Consider the following 25,750-nt stretch of genomic DNA (forward strand, 5'->3'; position numbering starts at 1 on the left):
TATCGTTTAGGTGTTGTCATCGGAATGCCTCGATTCGTTTTTCCTCAGATTATACCTGAATTTTTAGTTTTCAGACAGTCCCTAATTAAGCTAGATCTTCACCGTTAGATTTAATGACCTTCTGGTACCAGTAAAATGAATCTTTCTTATAACGTTTCAGACTTCCTTTACCAGCATCATCCTGGTCAACATAAATAAAACCATATCGCTTGGACATCTCTGAGGTAGAAAAACTAATCAAATCGATTGGCCCCCACATCGTATAGCCCATTAGTTGTACGCCATCCTGAACTGCAGCTTTCATTTGCGCAATATGTTTACGTAAATAGTCAATCCGATACGTATCATGCACTTGTTGATCAGTTGTTAATTGATCTAGAGCGCCTAGCCCATTTTCAACAACAAATAATGGCTTACGATAGCGATCCCACATCTCATTCAGTGTCACTCGCAACCCCACCGGATCAATTTGCCAACCCCAATCGGATTCCTCAAGGTAAGGATTACGACCACCAGTAGCCATATTACCGTTCACTTGTTCAGGCGCATCAGCTTGAGTTACTGTTGTCATATAGTAACTAAAACTAATAAAGTCAACCGGATACTTCGCTAAAATCGTCTGATCATCTGGTGCCATTTGCAGTTGAATATCATTCTCTGCAAAAAAACGGTTCATGAATTCTGGATATTCTCCCCGAGCTTGAACATCCGTGAAAAATAAGTTCTTATCGTCTTCCACTTGAGCAGCCTGAACATCTGCAGGATTAGGTGTGGCTGGGTAAGTTTGCATTCTTGCCAGCATTGACCCAATCTTAGCATCCGGGTCAATAGCATGTAATTGTTTGGTAGCCAGTGCACTAGCGATAAATTGATGGTGCAGCGCTTGGTAACGTAACTGCATCTGATCATGCGCCGAATTCTCAGTATCAACAGCTCCAGTGGCATGAAACCCCCAAGTTCCGGTATTAATTTCATTAAAAGTTAAATAATACGGAACGCGACCTTTAAAATGTTTAAAAACGACTTCAGTAAACCGATTAAAATCGGCAATGGTTGCCCGGCTGGCCCATCCATTTTGCTTAAGCGTTAATCCAATGGGCATTTCATAATGTGACAGCGTAACTAATGGTTGAATGTGATAGCGTCGCAATTCATCAATGACTCGATCATAGAAAGCAAGTCCATCTGAATTTGGCTTGAGTTCATCACCTTTTGGAAATAATCGCGACCAAGCAATAGAGAAACGATAAACTTTAAATCCCATCTCAGCAAATAGTTTGATATCTTCTTTGTAATGATGATAAAAATCAACACCTCGACGCTTAGGATACATTGTATCAGTTTGATCATCTAGCGCCGTTTGAATTGAAGATATCGTTACATCATCCATTGACATATGCTTGCGATCCGTCGTTTTTTTCACTACTTCTGCCGTTGTCAGGCCTTTACCTGCTTCATTCCAGGCACCTTCAACTTGATTAGCTGCTGTCGCTCCGCCCCACAAAAAGTCTTTAGGGAACGTTTTAGGATAAGTTGGTTTATACATTAGCTGGTGCTCCTTCCATGATCTCCTTAGGTTGTAATTCTAAAATCCAATTATCACTAGCCTCCGTCGCATCAGTTGGCTTGACCATTTGATAGTCAGCCGTATTCGTAATAATGACCATGACAGTTGTATCGTAACCAGCCGTTTTGATCTTATCCACATCAAATTTAGTTAATAAATCACCACGTTTGACTACTTGGTTTTGCTTAACCATTGTTTCGAAGTATTGACCATTTAATTGAACCGTATTAATACCAATGTGAATCAGAATTTCAGCACCACTATTGGCCGTAATTCCAATCGCATGACCAGTGGGATATACTGCCGTGATTGTCCCATCAACAGGCGCTGTGACCGTCCCTTTATTTGGAACAATGGCTAATCCTTTGCCCATTGCTTCAGACGCAAATACTTCGTCATGAACGCTAGTCAATGGAATAATTGTCCCTTCAACCGGAGCCATTACTGTGTTATCACTTTGATCACTTACTACTGAGTGATCAGCCTGCTGTTGACGAGCGAATCCAAAGAAGTACGTTAAGATCGCACCACCTAAGAATGCTACAATCAATCCAATGACTTCACCCATAAACCCATGTCCTAGAAAAGTTGGTACCGCTAATAAGCTAGGGAGTGTAAATGAGCTAGCGTGCGTACCAGCGGCGCCAATAATTGCACCACCAAGGGCACCACCCACAACGGCACAATAGAATGGTCGTTTTAACTTAAGCGTTACCCCGTAAATCGTCGGTTCGGTAATTCCAAACAATGCTGTGACAAAAGAAGACCCTGCTAATGCTTTCATTTTTTGATCTCGTGACTTCAAAAAAACAGCTAACGCAGCACCAGCCTGTGATAATACGGCCGCACTAAGAATTGGTAACAACGGGTCATAACCCATCTTAGCAATATTATTCATCATCAATGGTACGAACGTCCAATGTACACCAAAGATAACAAAGACTTGCCAGAAGGCACCCATGATAACACCAGCACCAATTGGCATGAAGTTATAAATTGCCATAACACCACTTGCTAATCCATTACCAATGAGTCCCCCAATTGGGCCGACAACTAACAGCGTCAATGGCACCATAATAATTAATGAAAAGAGGGGCGTGAAAATATTCCGAATTGCCGCTGGAAATAGCTTGTCCAGCACTGGCTCCAAATACGACAATACCCAAACTGCCAGTAGAATTGGGATAACCGTTGACGTGTATGTTGTTGGAACCACCGGAATACCAAAGAAATGTAGTGTTGTTGAATTCGTCATAACAGTTACTAAAGTTGGGTATAGCAGGGCTGCACCAAGTGACACCGCTACAAATTGGTTAACCTTCAACTGCTTAGCAGCAGTAAATGCTAGAAAGACAGGTAAAAAGTAAAAAATAGCATCACCAGCAGAATACCAAATCTTATAAGCCCCACTAGTCGTTGACATCCAATTAAAAGCAACCGCTAAAGCTAGCAACCCTTTCAAAATACCAGCACCAGCCAAAGCACCTAAAAACGGCGTAAAGATTCCGGAGATAAAAGCAATAAACCGATTAATGATGTTTTGCTTTTCACCCGTATCTTCCGTTGTAGTAGCTGCATCAGCCGCCGTATCAGGATTTGCTAATCCTGCTAAATCTGCTAAAACGGCAAAGACCTGCGCCACAGCATTACCAATAACAACTTGATACTGGCCCGCGCTTTGAACAACCGTAATGACACCATCTAAGTTTTCAATCGCCTCAGTATTCGCTTTGTCCGTTGACTTTAAGTTGAAACGTAGTCTGGTCGCACAGTGCCATGCTTTGCTAATATTATCTTTTCCACCAATATTGGTAAGAATTGATTGTGCTAATTCTGAATAATCCATACACTTTTTCCTCCCTTTATAAAACGACAAAAACCCAAGTAGGCCCGTTATCAACACTAAAAACACAGGTTGACTGGTTGCTACTTGGGTTTTGCCTAATCGAATAGTTACAATCCCAAAAATATTATTGATTCTCGTTCAACATCCGCTGAATGTGCATGATTAAGTAAATACGCTCATTCACCGAAACAGTCTGTTCCGTCGACTTCTTCACAAAAACAGCGATTTTTTGGACACAGGCAAAGGCTCGGGGGTATTGCTTAGATAAATGTTCAAATAAGAAATCATCATCTGCCCCTTGGGATTGATCAGGTCGTTTCAGCGTTAAACGCTCCGCAAAAAAGCGTAGATGAACTAAAAATCGTTGCAAACTAACACTCTCATCTGGCATCGTTAATGACAGCTGATACTTAACAATATTCAAGATATCATTAATCAACTTAGTCATTGCAAGTGTTTGATCAGTGTTAGAGTCAGCCATACTATTCTCAACAAACTTCATTGCAATAAATCCAGCTTCATCTTCCAACAACGTCACATCAAAATGCTTTTTAATCAGTGCCAATGCTTGCATGCCGACTTGAAACTCACGGTGATAAATTCGCTTAGTTTCCCACAAGATTTCATTATGAATATCCATCTGATGGTGGTGCCGATAGACAGCAAAGTGAATATGGTCAGTCAATGAAATCAACAAATAAACATTAAAAGTCGTTTGCAATTGTTGTTCTGCCAACTCAATAATTTGCGAAGCAACTTCAAAATATTCCGGTTCAATATCTGCCATCAAGCTTTGGAAATTACTAATCCAATTATCTCCTTCTGGCGTATAAATCTTAGTAATCTGTTGTTGCTCAACATCGTCACCAGTATGCTTTTTGAACCCGATTCCTTTACCAATTAAGACAACTTCCCGTCCATTTTTTTCAGCCAATAGGACGTTATTATTAAAAACCTTTTTGATTCGCATGCGCACGCTCCTCGACTCTCATACCTAAATAAAGAAAAAAACCTAATAACCCACTGCATCCGTGCTATCAATCACGAATACAATCGATTAATTAGGTTTTGCCCACTAGCTAATGTTAGCGGTAACAATCCTTATTTACAATTAGCTAGTATAGCGGTTTCGGAAAACGATTGCAAGCGTTAAATGCCAATTTCTATCATCTCATCAATGATATATTGCTGTCAGATATCACTAATTGCATTTCAACTATTCAGATTTCTCCGCTAACCCATTATGCTTAATCACATCTTGATACCAGTAGAACGACTTCTTGGGATAGCGAGCTAACGTCCCGTGGCCCTGATCATCTAGGTCCACGTAAATAAAGCCATACCGCTTACTCATCTCGCCAGTTGATGCACTAACAAGGTCGATGCAACCCCATGGTGTGTAGCCCATCAAATCGACGCCATCATCAATGGCACCAGCCATCGCTTCAATATGTTGCTTCAAATAATCAATGCGATAATCATCTTCAACATAGAAATTCTTATCAGGTTTATCAATCGCACCTAGGCCATTTTCAACCACAAACAACGGTTTCTGATAGCGATCATATAGCTCATTTAACGCAATCCGTAACCCGGTTGGGTCAATCTGCCAACCCCAGTCACTCGCCTTCAAAAATGGATTCTTGACGCCGCCCATCAGGTTACCAGCAACAGTATCGGTTACACTACCCGTGGTTTCCACCGCGCTCGACATATAATAACTAAACCCAATATAATCAACTGGATATTGTTGTAGTAATGCCAAGTCGCCATCTGTGGTCTCCAGATCATCAAAGGTCAGATTATATTCAGCCAGCAGTCGCTTGGTATAGGTCGGATAAGCTCCACGTACTTGAACATCCGCACAGAAGAAGTTGAAATCTTGATTATGCTGCAAATTAGCCAGCTGGTTAACTGGGTTCGAATCATAAGCATAACTAATGGCATAGAGAATCATACAGCCAACCTGAATATCGTCTCGCAATTCGTGGGCGATTTTGACTGCCTTAGCACTGGCCACAAACTGATTGTGCCATGCCTGAAAAACGTTCTTTTTGTCATTAGCACCCGTCGATGGCACTAATCCTTGGCCCATCACCGGAAAATGTGCCGCACTATTGATTTCGTTGAAGGTCATCCAATACTTAACCTTTGAAGCATAACGCGTTAAGATGGTCCGCGCCAAAGTTTCGTAGAATTCAATCAAATACCGGTTCTTCCAGCCACCATACCGTTTGGCCAAGTTCAATGGCAATTCATAATGTGAGATTGTAATCACTGGTTCAATATTATTGGCCAAGCATTCGTCAATCACATCATCATAAAACTTTAATCCGGCTTCGTTAGGTTGCGTTTCATCACCGTTTGGAAAAATTCGTGACCATGCAATTGAGAAACGATAACACTTGAAACCCATTTCGGCAAACAGTGCAATATCTTCTTTGTAATGATGATAGAAATCAATACCTTCATGGTTCGGATAGGTGTACTTATCTGTATCGATCGTCCAGTCAAAATCTGGTTGACTAACGATTTTAAATCGGTCTTTGCCACCTGGTAACGCATCCGCAATCGATAAGCCACGACCACCTTCTTGGTAGCCACCTTCTAACTGGTTGGCAGCAGTCGCGCCGCCCCATAGAAATCCTTCTGGGAACTCTGACATTTAATCAACACCCTTTCTAGTTAGCTAATAATGATAGCCCTTACAACAAGTATAATCAATCATTGGTCTGAATATCAATTATTAATAACTATCCCAAATCTTCCCCATTCGAAGCAATTACTTTCTTATACCAGTCAAATGAGTCTTTCTTCATCCGCTTCAAACTACCATTACCTTCATCATCTTGATCGACATAGATGAAGCCATACCGCTTAGACATTTCGGATGTACCGGCACTAATGACATCAATGCAACCCCAGGTCGTGTAGCCCATCAAATCAACACCATCCTTGACTGCTTCTTTCATCTGTTCAATATGTTGACGTAAGTAGTCAATCCGATAATCATCATGAATCTTACCATCGGCGCTGATTTCATCTTCGGCACCCAAGCCGTTCTCAACAACGAATAATGGTACCCGATAGCGATCCCAGAACTCGTTCAAGGTAATCCGTAAACCAACTGGGTCAATCTGCCAGCCCCAGGCACTGGATTTCAAGTATGGATTTTTACCACCCATTGATAAGTTACCACTGGCTTGTTCAACATCATCAGTCGCCGAAGTAATCGTCGTCATATAGTAACTAAAACTTAAGTAATCGACCTTGCCTTCAGCTAACAATTGTTCATCGCCAGCTGCCATCGTTAATTCAATCCCGTTTTCTGCAAAGTACCGGTTCATATATTCTGGATATTCACCACGTACCTGTACGTCAGTAAAGAACAAATTCAATTGATCTTGCAATTGGGCCGCCCGAACATCAGCTGGATTAGGCGTATTGGCATAAGTTTGCATCCGCGCAAGCATTGAGCCAATTTGGGCCTCAGGATCAATCTCGTGACACTGCTTAACTGCAATTGCACTTGCAACAAACTCATGATGTAGCGCTTGGTAGCGTAATTGCATTTGATCATGTAAGCTTAGATCACTATCAATTGCACCAGTACCAGTAAATCCCCAAGTTGAAGCGTTAATTTCATTGAAAGTTAGCCAATACTTCACAACACCCTTATAGCGTTTGAATAGCACTTCAGTATAGCGAGTGAAATCTGCAATTGTCTTGCGACTTGCCCAGCCATTATTCGTTAATGTTAGGTTTAATGGCATTTCATAGTGGGAAATGGTCACTAGGGGCTCAATACCATACTTGTGACATTCAGCAAAAACATTGTCATAAAACTTCAAACCAGCTTCATTAGGTTCAGTTTCATCACCTTTAGGAAAGATCCGAGCCCATGCTAAGGATAGGCGGTATACCTTGAAGCCCATTTCCGCGAATAGCTTAATGTCTTCCTTATAGTGATGATAGAAGTCGACGCCACGGCGCTTAGGATAAAGCTTATCCGTTTGATCATCAATGGCAGCTTGGACACTCTCTTTAGTAACCTCGTTCATCGACATTACTTTGCGGTCAGTAGCCTTCTGAACAACTTCAGCAGTTGTTAGGCCCTTCCCATCAACGTTCCAACCCCCTTCAACTTGGTTGGCAGCAGTCGCGCCGCCCCACAAAAAGTTCTTTGGAAAGCCAGTTGGCATTGTTTTTGAATACATAATTGAAAACTCCCTTTTAATTAGTCTAATTGTAATAATGGTTCAGTTGCATTAACTTCCGTAGCAGCTGGAAAGGCCAGTTTAACGTCATGATAGTTCTTAGAATTAGTCACAACCATTGGCGTTGTAACGGGATACCCTGCCGCCTTAATCGCTTCAATATCAAACTTCACTAGCGGCTGACCAGCTTTGACCGTCTCGCCCTTTTGAACTAGCGTTTCAAAACCTTTGCCCTCTAATTCGACAGTATCCATTCCAATATGCATCAAGATTTCAGCACCATCTGTTGTGTTTAAACCAACGGCATGTCCAGTTGGGAATACGAGTGCTACTTCGCCGTCAGCTGGAGCGTATAAGACACCATCAGTTGGTTCGATTGCAACACCTTTGCCCATTGCACCTGATGAGAAGACCTCATCCTTAACTTCACTTAGTGGGATGATTTGGCCCGTTTCGGGGCTACTTAACTTAGTGGCCGCATTGTAAGTGACGCTTGGTTCTACTTTAGTTGCTGCACCAGTTGGTGTCGTTTCTACTGAAACACCACCGACCATGACTGGATCAGCAGTTGCCGCAGTTTCTACGACCTTAGTTTGCTTGTCATTACTATCAACACTCTTATAACCAAATAACATTTGTAGGGCAAAACCAAGGACTGCAGCAATGGCCATCGCAATAATTAAGCCATATACAGAGCCGTCTACCCCAGTTTTAGAATTAATCGCAGCTGGGATTGAGAATAATCCCATACCGCCCATCATATACATTTTTGTACCTGCAAAACCAATAATACCGCCACCAATTGAAGCGGCCACACAACTCAGAATAAATGGGCGCTTACGTGGCAATGTTAACCCATAAATGGCAGGCTCCGTAACACCGAAAATACCGGAGATAAAGGCTGGTAAAGCAATACCGCGTGTCTTTTGATTTTTCGTTTGTAATAGAATGCCTAATACAACTCCAGTTTGGGCAAACGAAGCGGCTAATGATAATCCTAAAATAGGGTCAAAGCCTTGTGAGGCTAGGTTGGCCATCATAACAGCTACGAACCCCCAGTGAACACCAAAGATAACGAAAACTTGCCAGAAAGCACCCATCACAAGCCCAGCAACGATCGGACTGAAGTTATAGATTGCAACACATACTGTTGAAATACCATCACTTAACCAACTTGCAACTGGTCCAATAATTAAAAAGGTAATCGGCACTGCGATTAATAACGTAATAAATGGGACTAAGAACGTCTTAACTACCGTTGGCACGATTCGTTTTGCAAATGCCTGAACTTTAGATGCAAACCAAACGGCCAAGATAATTGGAATTACTGAAGAAGTATAGCTCATCATCACAACTGGAATACCTAAGAAAGTCGCGTGAATCTGTGATTCAAAAATACTGCCACTGAACAGCGTGCTTAATACTGTTTTACTGCTGTTCAAAGCGACGATACTTGGATAACAAAGTGCCATCCCAATCGCCATTCCGACAAATTGATCAACATGAAACTTTTTGGCTGCTGTCAATCCCAAAACAATTGGTAGGAAATAGAAGAAACCATCACCGATCGAGTAGAGAATCTTGTATGTTCCTGAATTCTCTGACAACCAATTGAACGCGACAAACATCGCAACGAACCCTTTGATCATCCCAGCCGCACATAAAACACCTAACATCGGAGTAAAAATACCAGAAATCAAATCGATGAACCGGTCAAAGATACTCATCTTTTCTCCGTCTTCATAATCATCAGGTACACTACCACCATCGGCAAAACCACCGACGCGAATGAGCGTTTCATAAACGTCTGCAACTTCATTTCCAATGACTACTTGGTACTGACCACCGGACTGAACAACTGTAATAACACCATCTGTATCTTTTAATTCATCAGTATGGGTAGCGCTTTCATCTTTGAGCTTAAACCGCAACCGGGTTGTGCAGTGAACCACGCTCTTAACATTATCCTTACCGCCAACTCCGGCGATAATCTTTTTACTTAAATCTTCATAAGCCATCATTGTTCCTCCTCATTTATCTATAAATCAATAATTGCAATTTGAGTAAACAAAAACCCAAATGTCCTTTCTTCAAACCATGCCACTAGGGCCCTAGTGACTGCTGCTCTCAAGAAAAGATATTTGGGTTAATGCCTGCATAACCAGTAACACACCGTTAATAATCTTATTTATTCACTTTTTTGTCGGTGGGTGACGCGCCAGATGTGAAGGGTCAAATAGACTTTGTCGTCCGGCTCTAGTCGCCAGCCAGCCTTACTTTGTAAAAATGTATCGATCCGCTCCACTGTTGCATAGGCATGCGCATATTTTACTTGCATCAACTGCAGTAATGACTGATCTAATTCACTCCCAGTTCCATTACTGCGGCTAACGCGTTGCACCATTAGCGCACGTAAATGCGCAATGAAACGATTGTAATTGAAGGACTCTGGGTCCAGATGCATCTGGTATTGATATTGCACGATATCAATGATGCCACTGATCAATTTCGTAATTTTAATCGTTTCCTGCAACTTGGAACCATCTGAACCAGCATTAGATGAAGTGATAAGTCATAAAAACCACTTCACTTTTAGGAAGGATCACGTCCGCCGTCACATTAATTAAATCGACCGCTTGACTGGCTGCGTGAAACTCCTTAGGGAACAATTTTTTAACTTCCCAACGGACTGTACCGTTATCGACATCGATTCCATCATTGGCTCGCTTCAACGCAAAATCAATGTGGTCTGCAAGCACAAAGTACTGATAATCACTAAAACTGACCTTCAACAGCGGCTCCACTAGGTGAACCACCTTTGTTGTAATCACAAAAGACTGAGGTTTCAAATCCTGAAAGTCATCAATATCAACATTCTGTTTCAAAGTTGCCACGAAACGCCGCTGAATTTTCTGATCATCAATCTGATCACCCTGATGCTTACCAAAACCTACACCGTTACCAACTACAATCCATTCAACATCCTGATCATCTACCACTAAAGCGGCATTATTATTGAAGTTCTTTAGAAATTTCACCACTCACGCCTCCTGGATTTCAAACAAAAAACCTACTTAAAAAGTATCACATCTCACCAAAGAGACTATGAATACAGTTATGAGTAGGTTTATGCCTGATCGAGTCAGTAACACGCTTTTATTTATGCTGTATATATTAGCAACAATTGTAAGCGGTGTCAACCGTGTGTAAATATTTTTTGTACTACTTCCATCTGGTCAATTCGCTATAAGTTTTCATCATTCGCTACGGACACCTTGCAATACATCATATTCTTTTCCAGCCACTACCACTGCTAACGGTAAGCCAGTGACAAGCTTAACTTGCGTTTTATCTTGATATAGTTGAACTTCTAGTACTCGACTACGAAAACGCAACCGATAACTAAGATGTGCTATCTGAGTTGGTAAATGATTGGTAATGTGTAACTTGCCGTCAGCGACATACATCCCAGCAAATCCATATGTTAATCCCAACCAACTACCACCAAGATTGGCCTCATGCAAGCCATCCTTGGCATTACCTTGTAAATCAACTAAGTCCATCAACGACGTATCCATATAGTAGCTAAAAGCCTTATCACGATCATCTAACCGACTAGCTAGAATACTAAAAATCGAACGTGACAATGAAGAATCGTGCGTGGTAATTGGTTCATAGTAAGCATAATCCCGACGTAGTTGTTCAAGCGATTGATCTTCTGGGAACAACATTTCTGCTAATAACGTATCTGCCTGCTTGTTGACCCGGTGACGATAAATCATGAGCGGGTGATAATGTAACAACAGTGGATATTGCGTCGCTGCCGTCGTCGCAAAGGGCCACACCGGCATCTTTGGTGAATGATCATCTTGTGCAGTGACTTGTTGTTCTTGATCATACGGTAGGTACATGTTCGTACTTGCCTTTGTGAACTGCACTTGTTCATCAGCATCGCCGTCAATATAATGCTTTTCGAGTAGCCAAGCTGCAAAAGCCATATTTTCCTTAACCATCCGATTCGTATAGTAATTATTATCTACCAAGGCGGTATATTCATCCGGCCCCGTCACCTTGTATAAGCAAAATTGCGACCGGCCATCACGCTGTTGCCAGCTACCAAACTGCAACCAGAAACGTGCGGTTTCCAGGACAACTGCTGCACCTTGTTCCCGCAAGAAGTTCTGATCATTAGTGACATCAAAATATAACTTAACCGTATGCGCAATGTCCGCATTGATGTGATATTGCGCAGTGCCAGCAGGAAAATAGGCACTTGCTTCTTCACCATTAATCGTTCGCCATGCGTACAATGCGCCCCGTGTCACACCCAAGCTCCGCGCCCGCTCTCGAGCTTGCGGCAAAATACTAAACCGATAATGCAACAGTTGCTTGGCAATTTGTGGCTGCGTATAAATGAAGAACGGTAACATATACATCTCGGTATCCCAGAAATAATGGCCCTCATAGCCCGGTCCAGTAATCCCTTTAGCTGCAATGTTCGTTAACCCGTTACGACCAGCTGATTGAAATAACTGGAACAAGTTATATTGAATCCCAGTTTGTAACTTTTTATCACTAATTTGCACTTGCGACTGTTGCCAAAAGTCCGTTAAAATCTGCCGATTACGAGCCACAATATCGTTGGTCCAACCCATTATCTTATCCGGCAACGCTTGATTAATTTCACTGATTTGGCGCGTAAACGACCAGCTCAGCGTTGTCTGTACTTCGATGGTACCACTGCCATGAAAACCGGCATGATCGCCATATACTTCAAAGCCTGTCGGAAAGCTGGTCAACCAATCCCGTTGCGTTATTTGTTGGTGTGTTGAAGCTACCAACGTCTGCCACTCTATTTGCTGCTGACGATCAGCTGGTATAAATTGGTTGGTTAACCCAGATTGTCGTTGCGCCACTCGCGGATCGTCCGCGTCCGCCGTCGTCGCAGTTACATCATGAATAATCGGCCGCGTGAACCGCAACGTCCCCGTATAATCAAGCGAAGTCAGTTCGTAGTTCAAGAATAGTTGATGCGAATTATCCAACGCAATCATTGATTTAACGACCAGTTCAAAATGATGGTGGTCGGAGGTAACAATCTGAAACTTTTCCGTTAGTACGCCCGTATCAAAATCAAGCACGGCATCGTCGACCGTCATATCCCAGTCACCAGGAATCTCAGAACTTGTCTTCTCAGTTGCAAAGTCTAAGTACCGCGGGCTTGTTAATGAAATAATCGTTTGATGATTTTTCGCATATCCATAGGCACTTTCTCCATATGTGATTGGATTCGTCGCATAATAGCCATTGATGAGCATCACTGGTAGTGTTGCTTGTTGATTACCTGTAAACGGTACTGAGTCCCGAACACCCATGTGACCATCACCCAAGGCAAAAATCGTCTCCAGATACTGCCGATTCGTCGTTGCCACATCTTTTAATGTTAACTTATCAATTTGCATAGTCTCCCCCACTTTCGACTTCATTTGCTGTAGTATAGCATCCGAAATAAAGCGGTTTCATCGATTTGAGAATCACTTTGCTGCTTTTCGCATAAAACAATCGCTTAGTACCGACAATATACTAACGTTAATGAGAACGTATTTAAAGTGACGGAATAATCTCGTTGTAACCAAAAAGCTTCGCTGACCTGACAATCAAGTTCTCGATTATCAGGTCAGCGAAGCTAAAATTATTTCTCAGTACGCTTTATATAGTTGCAACACTCTCACGTTCAACCAATGTGACTGGGACTAACCGCGTGGCAGATTTGCCAACCAAACAATTAACACTTTCAATACCAATCTGGACAAAATTCTGGGTAACACTTGTCAACGCAGGAGTCGCAATATCGCAGATGAGCGTTCCATCAATGCTGACAACAGAAAGCGCCCCAGGTAGCTTCACATTACTCTCCTGAGCAGCCTTTTGTAGTCCGGCCGCCGTCATATCACTAGCTGCAACAACCCCAGTAATGCCCAGCTCTTGATAAGCATTAAAAACATTATAACCAGCCTGATAACTATAATCTCCGGGTTGCACCCATTCAGCTTGCCCATGAATCGAATAATTTTTTAACGCCGCTTGATACCCAGCAAGCCGTTGACTACCTGTATGATAATGGTCGATTCCGGCTAGGCCAATTGTCCGATGACCATGCGAAATTAAATACTTTGTCGCCAAATAGGCCGCCTGATAATTGTCAGAGCTAACGGATTTGACGCGTTCATCTGCTAGATTGATCGAAACAAAACAAAACGGTGTCTTTGATTCTGTTAATAATTGTAAGTCTGCTTTATCTGGTTCAATCGCCATTAACAAAATACCTGAAACAGTACGTTCCAAGGCGGTCACAATTGCTTGATGTTGTAACTCGGTATTCCGATTACCAGCATATAGAATAATAACCTGTAACCCGATCTCAGTCGCGCGCTGTTGAATACCATCAATAATTCCACTTGAAAAATTCGTCGGCGTGACGTTGACAATAACGGCAATCACGTCCGTCTTCTTTTTAACCAATTCCATGGCTAGTGTATTCTTCCGATAGCCGAGATCCTTAGCAACTTTTAAAATACGCTCCTGAGTCTTGTCGCTATATGTACCCTGTTTTTTCGCCAACACTCGTGACACTGTAGCAATTGAAAAGCCAGTTTTAGCGGCAATATCTTTGATTGTTGGCTTCATTTTTCCAGCTCCCCTCCGATTTAAATTAATTATAGCGCTAAAAGCCGGTTAAATCATTGCCAAAAGCGTAAACGTTTACTTTATTATTAAAACGGTATTGTAAACGTTTACGTTAAGTGCTAGTATTGCCCTGTTGAAAAGTGATTAACTTTTAAGGAGATGGATTCTCATGAACCAACCTGCAGTACACCCGAATAAACCAATCGCTGATGTTTCCAGTAAGCCTAAGACATCTATTATTGCTAATTCGCTGCCCAACCTCCCATTAAAAACCATCTTTGCAATTACCTTTGGTTTTTGTGGGGTTAATATGGCCTTCTCATTACAATCATCACAGATGAGCCGGATTTTCCAGACCATTGGCGCTGATCCCACCAAACTAGGACTCTTCTTCATTCTGCCGCCATTGGCTGGATTATTCGTCCAACCACTAGTCGGTAAATACTCTGATCGAACTTGGACGCGCTTTGGTCGTAGAATGCCCTACTTACTATTCAGCGCACCATTAGCGGCGTTGGTCATGGTGTTATTACCAAATGCTGGTTCATTCGGCTTTGGCTACGCTTCAACTGCTGCATTACTATTTGGTGCTATTGCTATTTTATTTATGGATTTATCAAGTAATGTTTGCATGCAACCATTCCGCATGATTATTGGAGATATGGTTAATGAAAATCAGAAGGACAAAGCATGGTCTTGGCAACAAGCTTTCAGTAACCTAGGAGGCGTACTTGCTACTATTCTACCGTTCGTCCTAACTTACTTTGGTGTTGCAAACACGGCGCAAAAAGGCGTTGTCCCTCTTTCTGTAAGAATTGCGTTTTATATTGGTGCCATTATTTTATTAGGCATCTCAGCATATACTATTCATACGGTTAAGGAATATGATCCTGACACGTACGCACTTTATCATCATATCGATCCTGAACAACATAAGCACACCAAGCCTATTTGGCAATTAGTAAAAGAAGCCCCGAAAGCTTTCTGGGAAGTTGCCCTCGTTCAACTATTTGCCTGGATTGGTATTCAATATATGTGGACTTATACTACTGGTGCTATCGCCGAAAACGTTTGGCACACAACTAATGCTGCTTCGGCTGGCTATCAAGCTGCCGGTAATTGGTATGGAATCTTGACCTTCATTCAATCAATGGCCGCCGTTCTATATGGTTTCTTAGTTCTTTCACGGACTAATCCATACAAGCGAAAGTTTTGGTATCGCTTTGGCTTAGCTAGCTTCGCAGTTGGCCTCGTTTGGGTATTCTTCATTCACAACCAGTACCTATTAATTGCCCCATTCTGTTTAATCGGTATCGGCTTCTTTACGGTGCATGTCGAGCCCTTTAATATCTTTACTTCTTCACTAGATGGTGCCAATGAAGGCTCATATATTGGAATTTTTAACGGTACGATTTGCTTGCCACAAATTCTCGCATCCGTTGCCAGCTTTATGGTCTTTAAATTCGTTGGTAATTCGATGCCTGGAATGATGCTTATTGCTGGTATCTCAATGTTCATCGCAGTACTTGCCATTAGTATTATTAAGCAAGACAAGCCTCAAGAAGATTTGTCAGAGAATCCAACTAAATAAAAGTCATTTTACTAAGGAGTGTTTTTTAATATGAGTGCATTACCAAGTTACACACAGAACGGCCAAACGATCACGTTTGCTTTCGCCCAACCATTACAATTAACTATTGTTACGCCGGAAATCATCCGCGTCTTTATTAATCGCGGTGAGCAAGGTGGATCCTATGCAATTGCGGGTCATAAAATTCAGGCGACTGATTTCACTATTGAAAGTGCTGGTGATCATTACATTATCCGGACATCAGCTTTAACGATTCACCTCGATTCCGAACGGCATCTTGATACCTTTGATAAAGATGGCAATGCCTTGATTACCGATTATCGTGGTGAACGCATTCACTTGAAAGGCGTCGACAAAGTCCATGAACGATTAGTTGAGGCAGAAGGCCATTCAGTGACTAAGGCACCTACTAAATCTGATCAAGGTTACTACGAAATCATTAAATCGCTAGCACCTGATGAATATCTTTATGGACTTGGTGACAAGACCGGATATCTGAACAAACGTGGTTTTGCCTATGATAATTGGAACGTTGATAACCCCGCTCCCCAGCTGGAGATCCTACCTAATATTTACAAGTCAATCCCAGTGATGTTGGGGCTAAAAAATGGACATCCTTACGGTATCTTCTTCGACAATACCTACCAGAGCCATTTAGATATGGGTAAGGAAAGCAACCATTACTACTTTTATTCAGCTGTCCAAGGTAACCTCGACTACTACATTATTGGTGGTACCACGTTAAAAGACATTGTCACCAATTACACCTATTTAACTGGTCGAACGCCACTACCTCAAAAGTGGACGCTCGGTTACCAACAATCACGGTGGGGCTACAGTGCTAGTCAAGAAGAAGTGCAAGCAATTGCAGATAACCTTGCAAAGTACGACTTACCATGCGATGCGATTCACTTTGACGTCGATTACATGGATGGTTATCGGGTCTTCACCTGGGACAAGGATAAATACCAGGGTAATCCCAAGAAGTTTATTACCAAGTTGAACCAACAGGGTCTCAAGGTCATCCCAATCATCGATCCCGGTGTTAAACAAGATTCTGACTATCACATTTATGCCGAGGGTCTTAAAAAAGGCTATTTCGTTAAATCTGCTGACGGTGATGTCTATATTAACAAAGTATGGCCAGGTAACGCTGCTTTTCCAGACTTCGGTCGTCCAGAAGTTCGTCAGTGGTGGGCTAACAACGGTAAATTTTTAACTGATTTAGGTGTCGCTGGTATTTGGATCGATATGAACGAACCCGCTACGTTCGAAGGTCCGATTCCAGATGACGTGGTCTTTAATGATCAAGACACGCCTTCAACACATAAGAAGATGCATAACGTTTATGGCCATAATATGGCTAAAGCAACCTATGCTGGACTAAAAGAGCAAAATGGCAACCGACCATTTGTCATCACACGGGCAGCTTACGCCGGAACTCAGAAATACTCGACTGTTTGGACCGGTGACAACCGCAGTATGTGGCCACATATCCAAATGATGATCCCACAACTCTGCAATCTAGGATTAAGTGGCTTTAGTTTTACTGGAACTGACATTGGTGGCTTTGCCTCAGACACGACATCTGAATTACTGACACGGTGGATTGAAGGGGCAATTTTCAGTCCACTGTTACGGAACCATGCAGCATTAGGGACTCGCCAACAAGAACCATGGGCATTTGGCGAGCCAACGTTAAACATTTATCGCAAGTATCTCAAATTGCGTTATCGTCTGATTCCTTATCTATACGATTTATTTGCTAAGGAAACCAAAACTGGCTTACCAATCATGCGTCCCGTTGTCTTAAACTACGATCAGGACCCTCGTGTACGCGACTTGAATGACGAATACATGGTTGGTGACGACATACTAGTTGCCCCCGTTGTTCAAAAATCTCAATTTAAGCGGTTAGTTTATTTACCAGCTGGGAACTGGGTTGATTTTTGGAACGGTGCTGAGTATGCCGGTAATCAGGATATTGTAGTCGATACCCCACTCGATAAACTACCATTATTTGTAAAACAAAACACCATTTTGCCATGGGGACCCGCTGTTAGCCACATTAGCGATGAACCGTTGAAAGCGATGACGTTTAGAGTATTTGGTACTCAAGGGACCTACCAACACTATCAAGATAATGGACGTGACTTTAAGTATCAGTCAGGTGAATGGAACAATTACACAATTACCGTTGATCATAACAAGGTTAATGTGCAACTCACTCATCACGGTTATCAACCAGTTTATCAGCAGATCACAGTTGAATTGTCTGATCATGTTGTTAAACTCACTTACGATAATGACAGTAGCTGTTATCGAGAATAGTAGCTTAATATTTTAATCCTTAACTTTAATAAACACCTTAGGATACCAATCACTCCTAAGGTGTTTATTATTTCAATTACTATTGGATATATTAACGTGCTCTTTTCCTAAATAAACTTGTCATTAATATCTTAATGTCTATCCAGTCGCTCAAATTAATCCCCTTATTCAAAACATGATCATATAAAATTTGGTGAAAATGTATTTTAGTAGGTATTTCAAGCATCTCATAACTATTATGTTTTCTATCAATTAAACCCAACTTACCATCGAGCTTAACATGATAACTTATATCATCTAGTGTCATATTAACAGCAATGCCAGCCATTGGAACTTACTCTGAAAACAGTGATACATAAAAGAGGAAATCAACTGATAACAAACTGATTTCCTCTTTTAAACAATTTTAACTATTACAGTAGTGGCTTTTAGTTAACTGCATAGTATTGTGCTTCTGATCGTAATGGATAAGAAATTAATTCAGTCGTATCCAAGTGCTCATGGTTTAAATTGACACTGTTAATTTGACTATTGTCATAAGTTCTATAGTAATAAACTCCCTTGTTCATATCACAACAAGAAGAATAGATTGTATATTCGTACTTTCCGTCAGTAACTTCACATAGCCCTTTTTGTTGTTCTACAGACCCTAGTATATGGAAAAACTGACTAACACTGCCACTCTCTGTCTGCATCGGCAACGAGTTTAATTTAGTAAAAGCGGCTCTGACAAATCTAGACATTGAGGACAAGTCTCCAGGTAATCCTAGTCCGCCCATTCCTCTACTATAACTATCTAAATCCACTTTTTCCGAAAAACTATTTTGGGGTGTGCTATTTGATAAGGCACGATAGTTGTTCAAATTAAATAATTGGTAGTCAAAATTAGGATTGTTTGTTAACACACCTACTGGATTGTCGTAAATTTTTAGTCCTTCTTTAACACTTTCAATAACTATCGATTCCTGTTTATCAGCAACCAACCAATGTAGCGGTGATAATGGTAATTGTTCACTAAAATTAATATTAACCAAGTTTAGTTTTTGTATGTTCTTTTTCACTTCTCTAACACTTGAAAATTGTCCCAATAACCAAGGAATTAATTCAAATGGTGTGATATTAACTTTATCAGCATCATATTTTTTATAATCAGCATAACCTGCAAAATTTAATCCCGCAATACACAAGCCTTTTTCATTCATCGCATCGTAGTAAAGTGGATAGCTTTCTACATCAGCAGTAATTCCAATTATTGCATAATGGTGATCTAAGTTCTCCACCTTACGAAATACTAGTGGATATTTTCTAGGCGTAATCGTAACCATTTCATTGTATGAAATTTCATAATCGAAATTTCTACCGAAGTAATTATTATAAGATTGATAAGTTATGGCAGTACACATAAATAGTAATCCTCCTCGAAAATAATATTTAGATTTGATAAGCCAATAAGCTTACATCTTTTTAGTATAAGATCATTGCTGAAAAAATAAAGTTTTTTTCATGAAATCATCTCTAAAATAATTTAATCTATTCCAAACACTTTAAGAGTCAATAATCAATTGTAACCCTTATAGCCGATATAACAATGCTGTTATACCTACTTATCCTTATCTCGTGATTTCTTCAATAGCCTTTGCAACCCCATCATGTTCATTATCGACAGTTATTTCATCAGCCACTTGCTTCACTTCAGGAATAGCGTTGCCCATCGCTACTCCATGTCCTGCAAACTTAATCATGCTCAAATCATTAGCTTCATCACCAATTGCCATCACATTGGCAGCAGTCAAACTTAACTTTTCACAGAGTACTTGCAAAGCGTTGCCCTTACTAACACCATTAGTGTTGGCCTCGTAATAAAATGGTGTACTTTTCGTGAAAGTAACCTGCTTTTTCAACGGTTCAAATAGTTTTTGCTGTTTAATGGCAGCGTCTAAAACTTCGGGTTCATCAACGTACATCGATTTAATCAGTTTAATATTCCGCATCTCTTCTGGCGTCCGATATGAGATACCCATTGAAACGAGATTAGCTTCATAGAGTGTATAATCACCAATATTACGGTCGGCCGTATACAGCCGATCCTCAGATACCGCGTGAAAATGCAAGCGTAACTTACGTGCTAGGGCTTCCAAGTCAATATAATCTTCATAACTAATCGGTCGTTCATCAATCAGTTCGCCACTAGTTGTGTAGGTTGCAGCACCGCCAAAACAAACAACGTATTGATCATCTTGAGCATCGAGTTCCAACTCCTGCAACAATGCTTTAACACCTGTTAATGGCCGTCCCGTGCAGATAACCACTTTAATCTTCTTTTCCTTCGCCATTTTAATCGCTTGCTTGACTCGCAATGTCACCTGCTTTTTTGAATTAACTAGTGTGCCATCGATATCAATCGCAATCATCTTAATATTTTCCATCATAGCCATCCTCATTCTTTATCGAACACGAAATAGAAACCGAGCAACGCCCCGTTTCTATTTCTTCAATAATTATTTTAATTTCAGATAAGTATTCACAACATTAGTTACATTAAAGCCATACTTATCAAGTACCAAGTCACCAGGTGCCGAAGCGATCCACACCTATCTTAGCACCATGATCGCCAGCATACTGATCCCAGCCAAATGTTGATCCAGCTTCAATTGTCACCCTTCTTGTTACCGCACTCGGAAGCACACTAGCGCGATATTTTGGTGATTGTTGCGCAAACCGATCAAAGCTCGGAATTGAAACGACCGCGACATCTTGATTATGCTTTGCTAACTGGGCTTTGGCCTCCAATGCTAAGTTAACTTCAGAACCAGTCGCAATTAGTAAACCATCTGGTATTTCTTTTTGAGCAGCACTGACCACATAGCCACCCTTTTCAACGCCAGCAAAGGCCGTATCAACTGATACAGGTAATGTCTTCAAGGCTTGTCGACTCAATACCAGAACGGTTGGTTTATCAGTTGTTTTCAGTGCTTGCTCCCACGCAGCTGAAGTCTCATTACCATCAGCTGGCCGAATCACTTGTACGTTCGGCATGCATCGTAAACTAGCTAATTGTTCAATCGGTTCGTGGGTCGGCCCATCCTCGCCGACCGCAATTGAATCATGCGTTAAGACGTAGATAACCGGTGCGTGTTGTAGTGCGGACAACCGGACTGCCGCACGTAAGTAATCAGTGAAGACAAAGAATGTTCCCCCGAATACCCGAGTGCCGCCATGTAATACAATTCCGTTCATCGCAGCCGCCATGCCAAATTCACGTACACCAAACCAGATATTACGACCATCGTAGGATTCTGGCTGAAAGTCTGATGTTTCCGCAATCATTGTTTTGTTCGAACTCGACAAATCGGCTGCGCCACCCCATAAGCTAGGTATTACTTTGGCAGCAGCGTTAATCGCCTTAGCGCTTGCCGCCCGACTAGCCAATGCATCTGTTAATTGATAGTGCGGTAAAGTAGATTTCAAGTCATCAGAAAATTGTCCGTTGAACGCTTGCTTAAAAGACTGCGCCTGATCTGGATACTTCGCCTCATATTCTTCAAATAGCCGTTTCCATTGCTGCTCAGCACGCGCACCATTTTCCTGAATAGTTACTTCAAACCGGTCTGAAACAGCTGACGGCACTTCAAAATCCGAGTAATTCCAGCCATATACTTTTTCAGCTGCTTTAATGCCATCCGCACCAATTGGGTTACCATGAACAGCATTAGTCCCTTGTTTAGGTGCGCCATAACCAATCACCGTTTTCACTTCAATCAAAGAAGGACGGTCAGTTGTCTTTTTTGCAAGTTCGATTGCCGCGTCAATTGCATCAAGATCATTCCCATCTTCAACCACCAGATGCTGCCAGCCATAAGCAGTGAACCTGTCACCAACATTTTCAGTAAACGCTTGCGACGTCTTACCATCTAATGAAATGCCGTTCGAATCGTAAAGTGCAATTAACTTTCCCAGCTTAAGATGCCCAGCTAGTGAACCAGCTTCGTGCGAAATTCCTTCCATTAAGTCGCCATCACCGACAATTGTATAAGTGTACTGATCAACAATTGGAAAATTAGGTCGGTTATATTGGGCAGCTAGATGTGCCTCCGCCATTGCCATTCCAACGGCCATACCGAAGCCTTGTCCCAACGGACCAGTAGTTACTTCAACGCCATCGGTATGTCCATACTCTGGATGCCCCGGAGTCCGACTGTCCCACTGCCGAAAATGCTTGAGATCATCAATCGAAACATCATACCCGGCTAAATGTAACAGGCTGTATAACATAGCTGAACCATGTCCAGCTGAAAGAATGAAACGATCACGATTAACCCAATTCATGTGTGTTTGTGGGTTGACTTTTAGATGTTTTGTCCATAACACATAGGCCATTGGTGCGGCTCCCATCGGTAACCCTGGATGTCCGGAATTTGCTTTTTGAATTGCTTCGATACTTAACGTCCGAATAGTATTAACACCCAGCTCGTCAACTTTATCAAACATTATACTTACCTCCTAAGCTGCTATTATGATTACTTTTGCGTTGCTTGAAATGCTTTCCAATCCGAAGCAAAACTGGCCAAACCTTTGTCCGTTAATGGATGAGACCATAACTTACCGAAAACTGCGGCTGGAATTGTGGCAATATCAGCGCCAGCCAACGCAGCTTCTTGAACATGTTGTGGCCCCCGAACACTGGCAGCGATAATTTCCGTCTTGAATCCATAAGTATCCAAAACTTGACGTAAATCCTTAACTAGCTGAATTCCATTGCCACCAATATCATCAAGACGTCCTAAGAATGGTGAAATGTAAGTAGCACCGGCCTTTGCCGCTAATAAGCCTTGCGAAACTGAGAATACAAGGGTCACATTTGTTTTAATGCCCTCACCACTTAATACTTTGACCGCCTTAAGTCCTTCTTCAGTCATCGGAATCTTCACCACAATATTTGAAGCCCACTTAACTTCATTGCGAGCCTGGGCAATCATCTCTTCGGCCTTGGTTGCCGTTACCTCAGCGGATACTGGACCTGATACAATCTGCGTAATTTCTTTGATAACGGTTTCAAAATCACGACCTTCACGTGACACCAACGTTGGATTTGTTGTTACCCCATCTACTAAACCAAGTTCCGCGAAATGTTTAATATCTTCAGTATTCGCAGTATCTAAGAAAAATTTCATGATTAGATTTATCTCCTTTATTATTAGTTTTCGTAAATTATTGAAAGTAGTACTCATAATTACTGATTACTTAGTTCCATCAGTCATACGTTTAGCACGCCGGGTAAGAAAAATACTGCAAAGAATCACAATAATTGTAAACAAGATAATTCCTGTAATAACTGCTACACTTCCGTAACTCCCTAATTTTCCTAACAAGATTCCTGGAACCAAATAGTCGGTATCTGCAAACGTTGAAGCTGCTAATTTCAAGCTTCCCAAAACTGGTAAAATAAACAATGGCAACCAACTAATCAACAAACTATTTACTGTAGCGCCAATGATTGCACCACGCCGACCACCAGTAGAATTACCATAAATTGCTGCTGCAGCACCACAGAAGAAGTGCCCCACTACACCTGGAATAATAACAGTAGTTCCTAGCGCAATCATGATAAACATACTTAGCGTCCCAACAATGAAACTGACAAAGAATCCTAATAAAACTGCATTTGGTGCGTATGGGAAAATAATTGGAACGTCTAATGCAGGCTTAGAATTAGGAACCAACTTGGTCGCAATACCTTGAAAAGCTGGCACAATTTCGGCCAAAATCATCCGAACACCTTGTAAAACAACCACGAAACCGGCAGCAAATGTTCCTGCTTGTACTAATGCATAAACAATATAATTAGTCCCACCACTCAGTTTCGATTCAATGTAAGCTGGACCTGTCACAATCGCCAAAATAATGTAGACAATACTCATCAAAATCGTAATTGAAACTGTCGAATCACGCAGAAAGCCCAAACTCTTAGGGATTTCTAGATCCTCTGTAGACTTTTCTGCATTACCAAACCATTTACCCATCAATCCTGAGAGCGCATAGCCAATGTTACCCGTGTGTCCCATAGCAACATCATCGCCACCCGTGATTTTACGCATAAATGGTTGTGTCAATGCTGGTGTTACCGTTAATAATGTCCCTTCAAATAGACCACCAAGTACAATCGTTTGCCAACCCGTGCCAATGTTAGCGCTTACCAATATAACTGCAGTTAAACAAGAAACATATAACATTGCTTGCCCTGTCAAGAAGATATACCTAAAGCGAGTAAAACGAGCTAATAAAATATTAACAATCATCCCAACTAACATAATTAGTGCTGTTGTTGAGCCGTATTTAACCAGGGCAATTGCAACAACTGCTTCATTACTAGGAACAACTCCTTGCACATGTAACGCAAACTTAAACATGGAAGCAAAGGGTGACAATGCATTTTGAAGAATTCCGGCACCACCAGTTAAGACTAAGAAACCGGCAAAGGTCTTAATAGTTCCTTGAACAACTTCCGTACTTTTCTTTTTTTGAAGTAGTAGCCCTAACATCGCAATTAGCGCTACTAAAATAGACGGTTGGGTCACAATACCAACAAATAAGTTCAAAACAGTCTTCATGTGATTCTCCTCCTTTTCAGCGGCTAATCATGTTCAATATTTTCTTGATCCAGAATTGTATTGACATGGTTCCGGACTTCTTGCTTATCAATCAAGCTTTTTAGTAACACAACCTTATTCTCAGGAATACTTCCTAATGCACTTTGAAGCGTTGATTCAACAAAGAAGTAATCTGCTGAATCAGCGCCAACGCTCCCAACATCAGAATGATCCACTTGGATATCTTCTTTAACATTCTCGTCCTTTAAAATACTCTGAATGTTCATCTGAACCATAAAACTACTTCCCAGACCACTTTGACATACAGCTAAAAATTTCATAATAGTATCCTCCTATTTTTGTAATTCTTGCTCATGTGCAATAACTTCTAAAATATCAACTTCACTAGTTGCATTTAACATAGCTGTCACCGCCGACTCATCGGTTAACAACTCCATTAACTCTTTAATAACGGCTAAATGGCTGTTATTATCTACCGCGGCCAATACGAACCATAAATTGATGGGGTGTTCATCATTGACTAGACTAATGCTATGATTTGTTTTTAAGATAGATAATCCGATTTCATGGACGTTACCCGCTGGTCTAGAATGTGCGAGTGCGATTTGTGGTCCGATATTGATGTACGGGCCTTCTGATTCCACCACATTGAGCATTTCCTTGATGTATCCATCTTCAATCGTCTTATTATTAATCAATGGTTCCGCAGCTAATTCAATTGCTTGCTTCCAATCTAGCCCTGTGCCTTCTGATACTTGCACAGTCTGTTTATTCAATAAATCCAACAGCATTTTTATTCATCCTCCTTTCTTGATATCGCTATTTATCTGACAATGACCAGTATAAACTTGAATAATAGCGCCACAAGTGCAACAATGTTTTTGAGAATAGTGCAACTTTGGC

The 25,750-nt window shown here is 41.4% G+C and carries 17 protein-coding genes and 2 pseudogenes; 2 read left to right on the forward strand and 17 right to left on the reverse strand.

The window, feature by feature from the left end; translation table 11 throughout:
• Positions 1–85: 85 nt before the first annotated feature.
• The 9 genes and pseudogenes from ACOV1R_RS10355 to ACOV1R_RS10395 form a co-directional block, all read right to left on the reverse strand.
• The gene (locus ACOV1R_RS10355; RefSeq protein WP_015641116.1) at positions 86–1,546 is read right to left on the reverse strand and encodes a glycoside hydrolase family 1 protein; all 1,461 of its coding nucleotides are present in this window, start codon (positions 1,544–1,546) and stop codon (positions 86–88) included.
• On the reverse strand, positions 1,539–3,413 hold the full coding sequence (locus ACOV1R_RS10360) for a beta-glucoside-specific PTS transporter subunit IIABC (RefSeq protein WP_003645677.1): 1,875 nt from the start codon (positions 3,411–3,413) through the stop codon (positions 1,539–1,541). Before ACOV1R_RS10360 ends, ACOV1R_RS10355 begins: the two co-directional genes overlap by 8 nt.
• A 124-nt stretch (positions 3,414–3,537) precedes the next feature.
• Positions 3,538–4,383 (reverse strand): BglG family transcription antiterminator LicT, encoded by an 846-nt coding sequence (gene licT / locus ACOV1R_RS10365; protein WP_003643570.1) that lies wholly within the window; start codon positions 4,381–4,383, stop codon positions 3,538–3,540.
• A gap of 246 nt (positions 4,384–4,629) precedes the next feature.
• Positions 4,630–6,078: a glycoside hydrolase family 1 protein gene (locus ACOV1R_RS10370; RefSeq protein ID WP_217203231.1), complete on the reverse strand. Its 1,449-nt coding sequence runs from the start codon at positions 6,076–6,078 to the stop codon at positions 4,630–4,632.
• An 88-nt stretch (positions 6,079–6,166) separates the two neighbouring features.
• Positions 6,167–7,630: a glycoside hydrolase family 1 protein gene (locus ACOV1R_RS10375; protein WP_003642890.1), complete on the reverse strand. Its 1,464-nt coding sequence runs from the start codon at positions 7,628–7,630 to the stop codon at positions 6,167–6,169.
• Positions 7,631–7,650: 20 nt separating this feature from the next.
• Positions 7,651–9,648 carry a beta-glucoside-specific PTS transporter subunit IIABC gene (locus ACOV1R_RS10380; RefSeq protein WP_015826132.1) on the reverse strand — a complete coding sequence of 666 codons (1,998 nt, stop codon included), beginning with the start codon at positions 9,646–9,648 and terminating at the stop codon, positions 7,651–7,653.
• Positions 9,649–9,818: 170 nt separating this feature from the next.
• Positions 9,819–10,668 (reverse strand): annotated as a pseudogene (locus ACOV1R_RS10385) (PRD domain-containing protein).
• Between the two features lie 219 nt (positions 10,669–10,887).
• Positions 10,888–13,092, reverse strand: a complete 2,205-nt coding sequence (locus tag ACOV1R_RS10390; RefSeq protein ID WP_064578529.1) for a glycoside hydrolase family 65 protein — start codon at positions 13,090–13,092, stop codon at positions 10,888–10,890.
• A gap of 247 nt (positions 13,093–13,339) precedes the next feature.
• On the reverse strand, positions 13,340–14,317 hold the full coding sequence (locus ACOV1R_RS10395; protein ID WP_003643574.1) for a LacI family DNA-binding transcriptional regulator: 978 nt from the start codon (positions 14,315–14,317) through the stop codon (positions 13,340–13,342).
• Between the two features lie 169 nt (positions 14,318–14,486).
• Here ACOV1R_RS10395 and ACOV1R_RS10400 point away from each other — a divergent pair, with 169 nt between their 5' ends.
• Together ACOV1R_RS10400 and ACOV1R_RS10405 are read left to right on the forward strand one after the other, a co-directional pair.
• Positions 14,487–15,908, forward strand: a complete 1,422-nt coding sequence (locus ACOV1R_RS10400) for an SLC45 family MFS transporter (RefSeq protein WP_003645671.1) — start codon at positions 14,487–14,489, stop codon at positions 15,906–15,908.
• A 30-nt stretch (positions 15,909–15,938) separates the two neighbouring features.
• Positions 15,939–18,239: a glycoside hydrolase family 31 protein gene (locus tag ACOV1R_RS10405; RefSeq protein ID WP_217203229.1), complete on the forward strand. Its 2,301-nt coding sequence runs from the start codon at positions 15,939–15,941 to the stop codon at positions 18,237–18,239.
• A gap of 91 nt (positions 18,240–18,330) precedes the next feature.
• On the opposite strand, the gene ACOV1R_RS10410 is transcribed toward ACOV1R_RS10405, so the two are convergent.
• The 8 genes and pseudogenes from ACOV1R_RS10410 to ACOV1R_RS10445 form a co-directional block, all read right to left on the reverse strand.
• Positions 18,331–18,567 carry a hypothetical protein gene (locus ACOV1R_RS10410; RefSeq protein ID WP_016511065.1) on the reverse strand — a complete coding sequence of 79 codons (237 nt, stop codon included), beginning with the start codon at positions 18,565–18,567 and terminating at the stop codon, positions 18,331–18,333.
• Positions 18,568–18,667: 100 nt separating this feature from the next.
• Complete coding sequence (gene bsh, locus ACOV1R_RS10415) at positions 18,668–19,642, reverse strand: choloylglycine hydrolase (RefSeq protein WP_015379561.1); 975 nt, start codon at positions 19,640–19,642, stop codon at positions 18,668–18,670.
• 207 nt (positions 19,643–19,849) lie between these two features.
• On the reverse strand, positions 19,850–20,665 hold the full coding sequence (gene yidA, locus ACOV1R_RS10420) for a sugar-phosphatase (RefSeq protein WP_003646199.1): 816 nt from the start codon (positions 20,663–20,665) through the stop codon (positions 19,850–19,852).
• Between the two features lie 72 nt (positions 20,666–20,737).
• Positions 20,738–22,727, reverse strand: a pseudogene (tkt, locus tag ACOV1R_RS10425) (transketolase).
• A 29-nt stretch (positions 22,728–22,756) separates the two neighbouring features.
• Positions 22,757–23,410 (reverse strand): fructose-6-phosphate aldolase, encoded by a 654-nt coding sequence (gene fsa / locus ACOV1R_RS10430; protein ID WP_016511066.1) that lies wholly within the window; start codon positions 23,408–23,410, stop codon positions 22,757–22,759.
• Between the two features lie 66 nt (positions 23,411–23,476).
• Positions 23,477–24,847, reverse strand: coding sequence for a PTS ascorbate transporter subunit IIC (locus tag ACOV1R_RS10435; RefSeq protein WP_128484946.1), 1,371 nt, complete (start codon positions 24,845–24,847; stop codon positions 23,477–23,479).
• Between the two features lie 23 nt (positions 24,848–24,870).
• Complete coding sequence (locus ACOV1R_RS10440; protein ID WP_003642903.1) at positions 24,871–25,167, reverse strand: PTS sugar transporter subunit IIB; 297 nt, start codon at positions 25,165–25,167, stop codon at positions 24,871–24,873.
• A 12-nt stretch (positions 25,168–25,179) separates the two neighbouring features.
• Positions 25,180–25,638, reverse strand: a complete 459-nt coding sequence (locus tag ACOV1R_RS10445) for a PTS sugar transporter subunit IIA (RefSeq protein WP_003646203.1) — start codon at positions 25,636–25,638, stop codon at positions 25,180–25,182.
• Between the last annotated feature and the right edge of the window lie 112 nt (positions 25,639–25,750).

The organism is Lactiplantibacillus sp. YT640 (assembly GCF_049745435.1).
Taxonomy (GTDB): domain Bacteria; phylum Bacillota; class Bacilli; order Lactobacillales; family Lactobacillaceae; genus Lactiplantibacillus; species Lactiplantibacillus plantarum.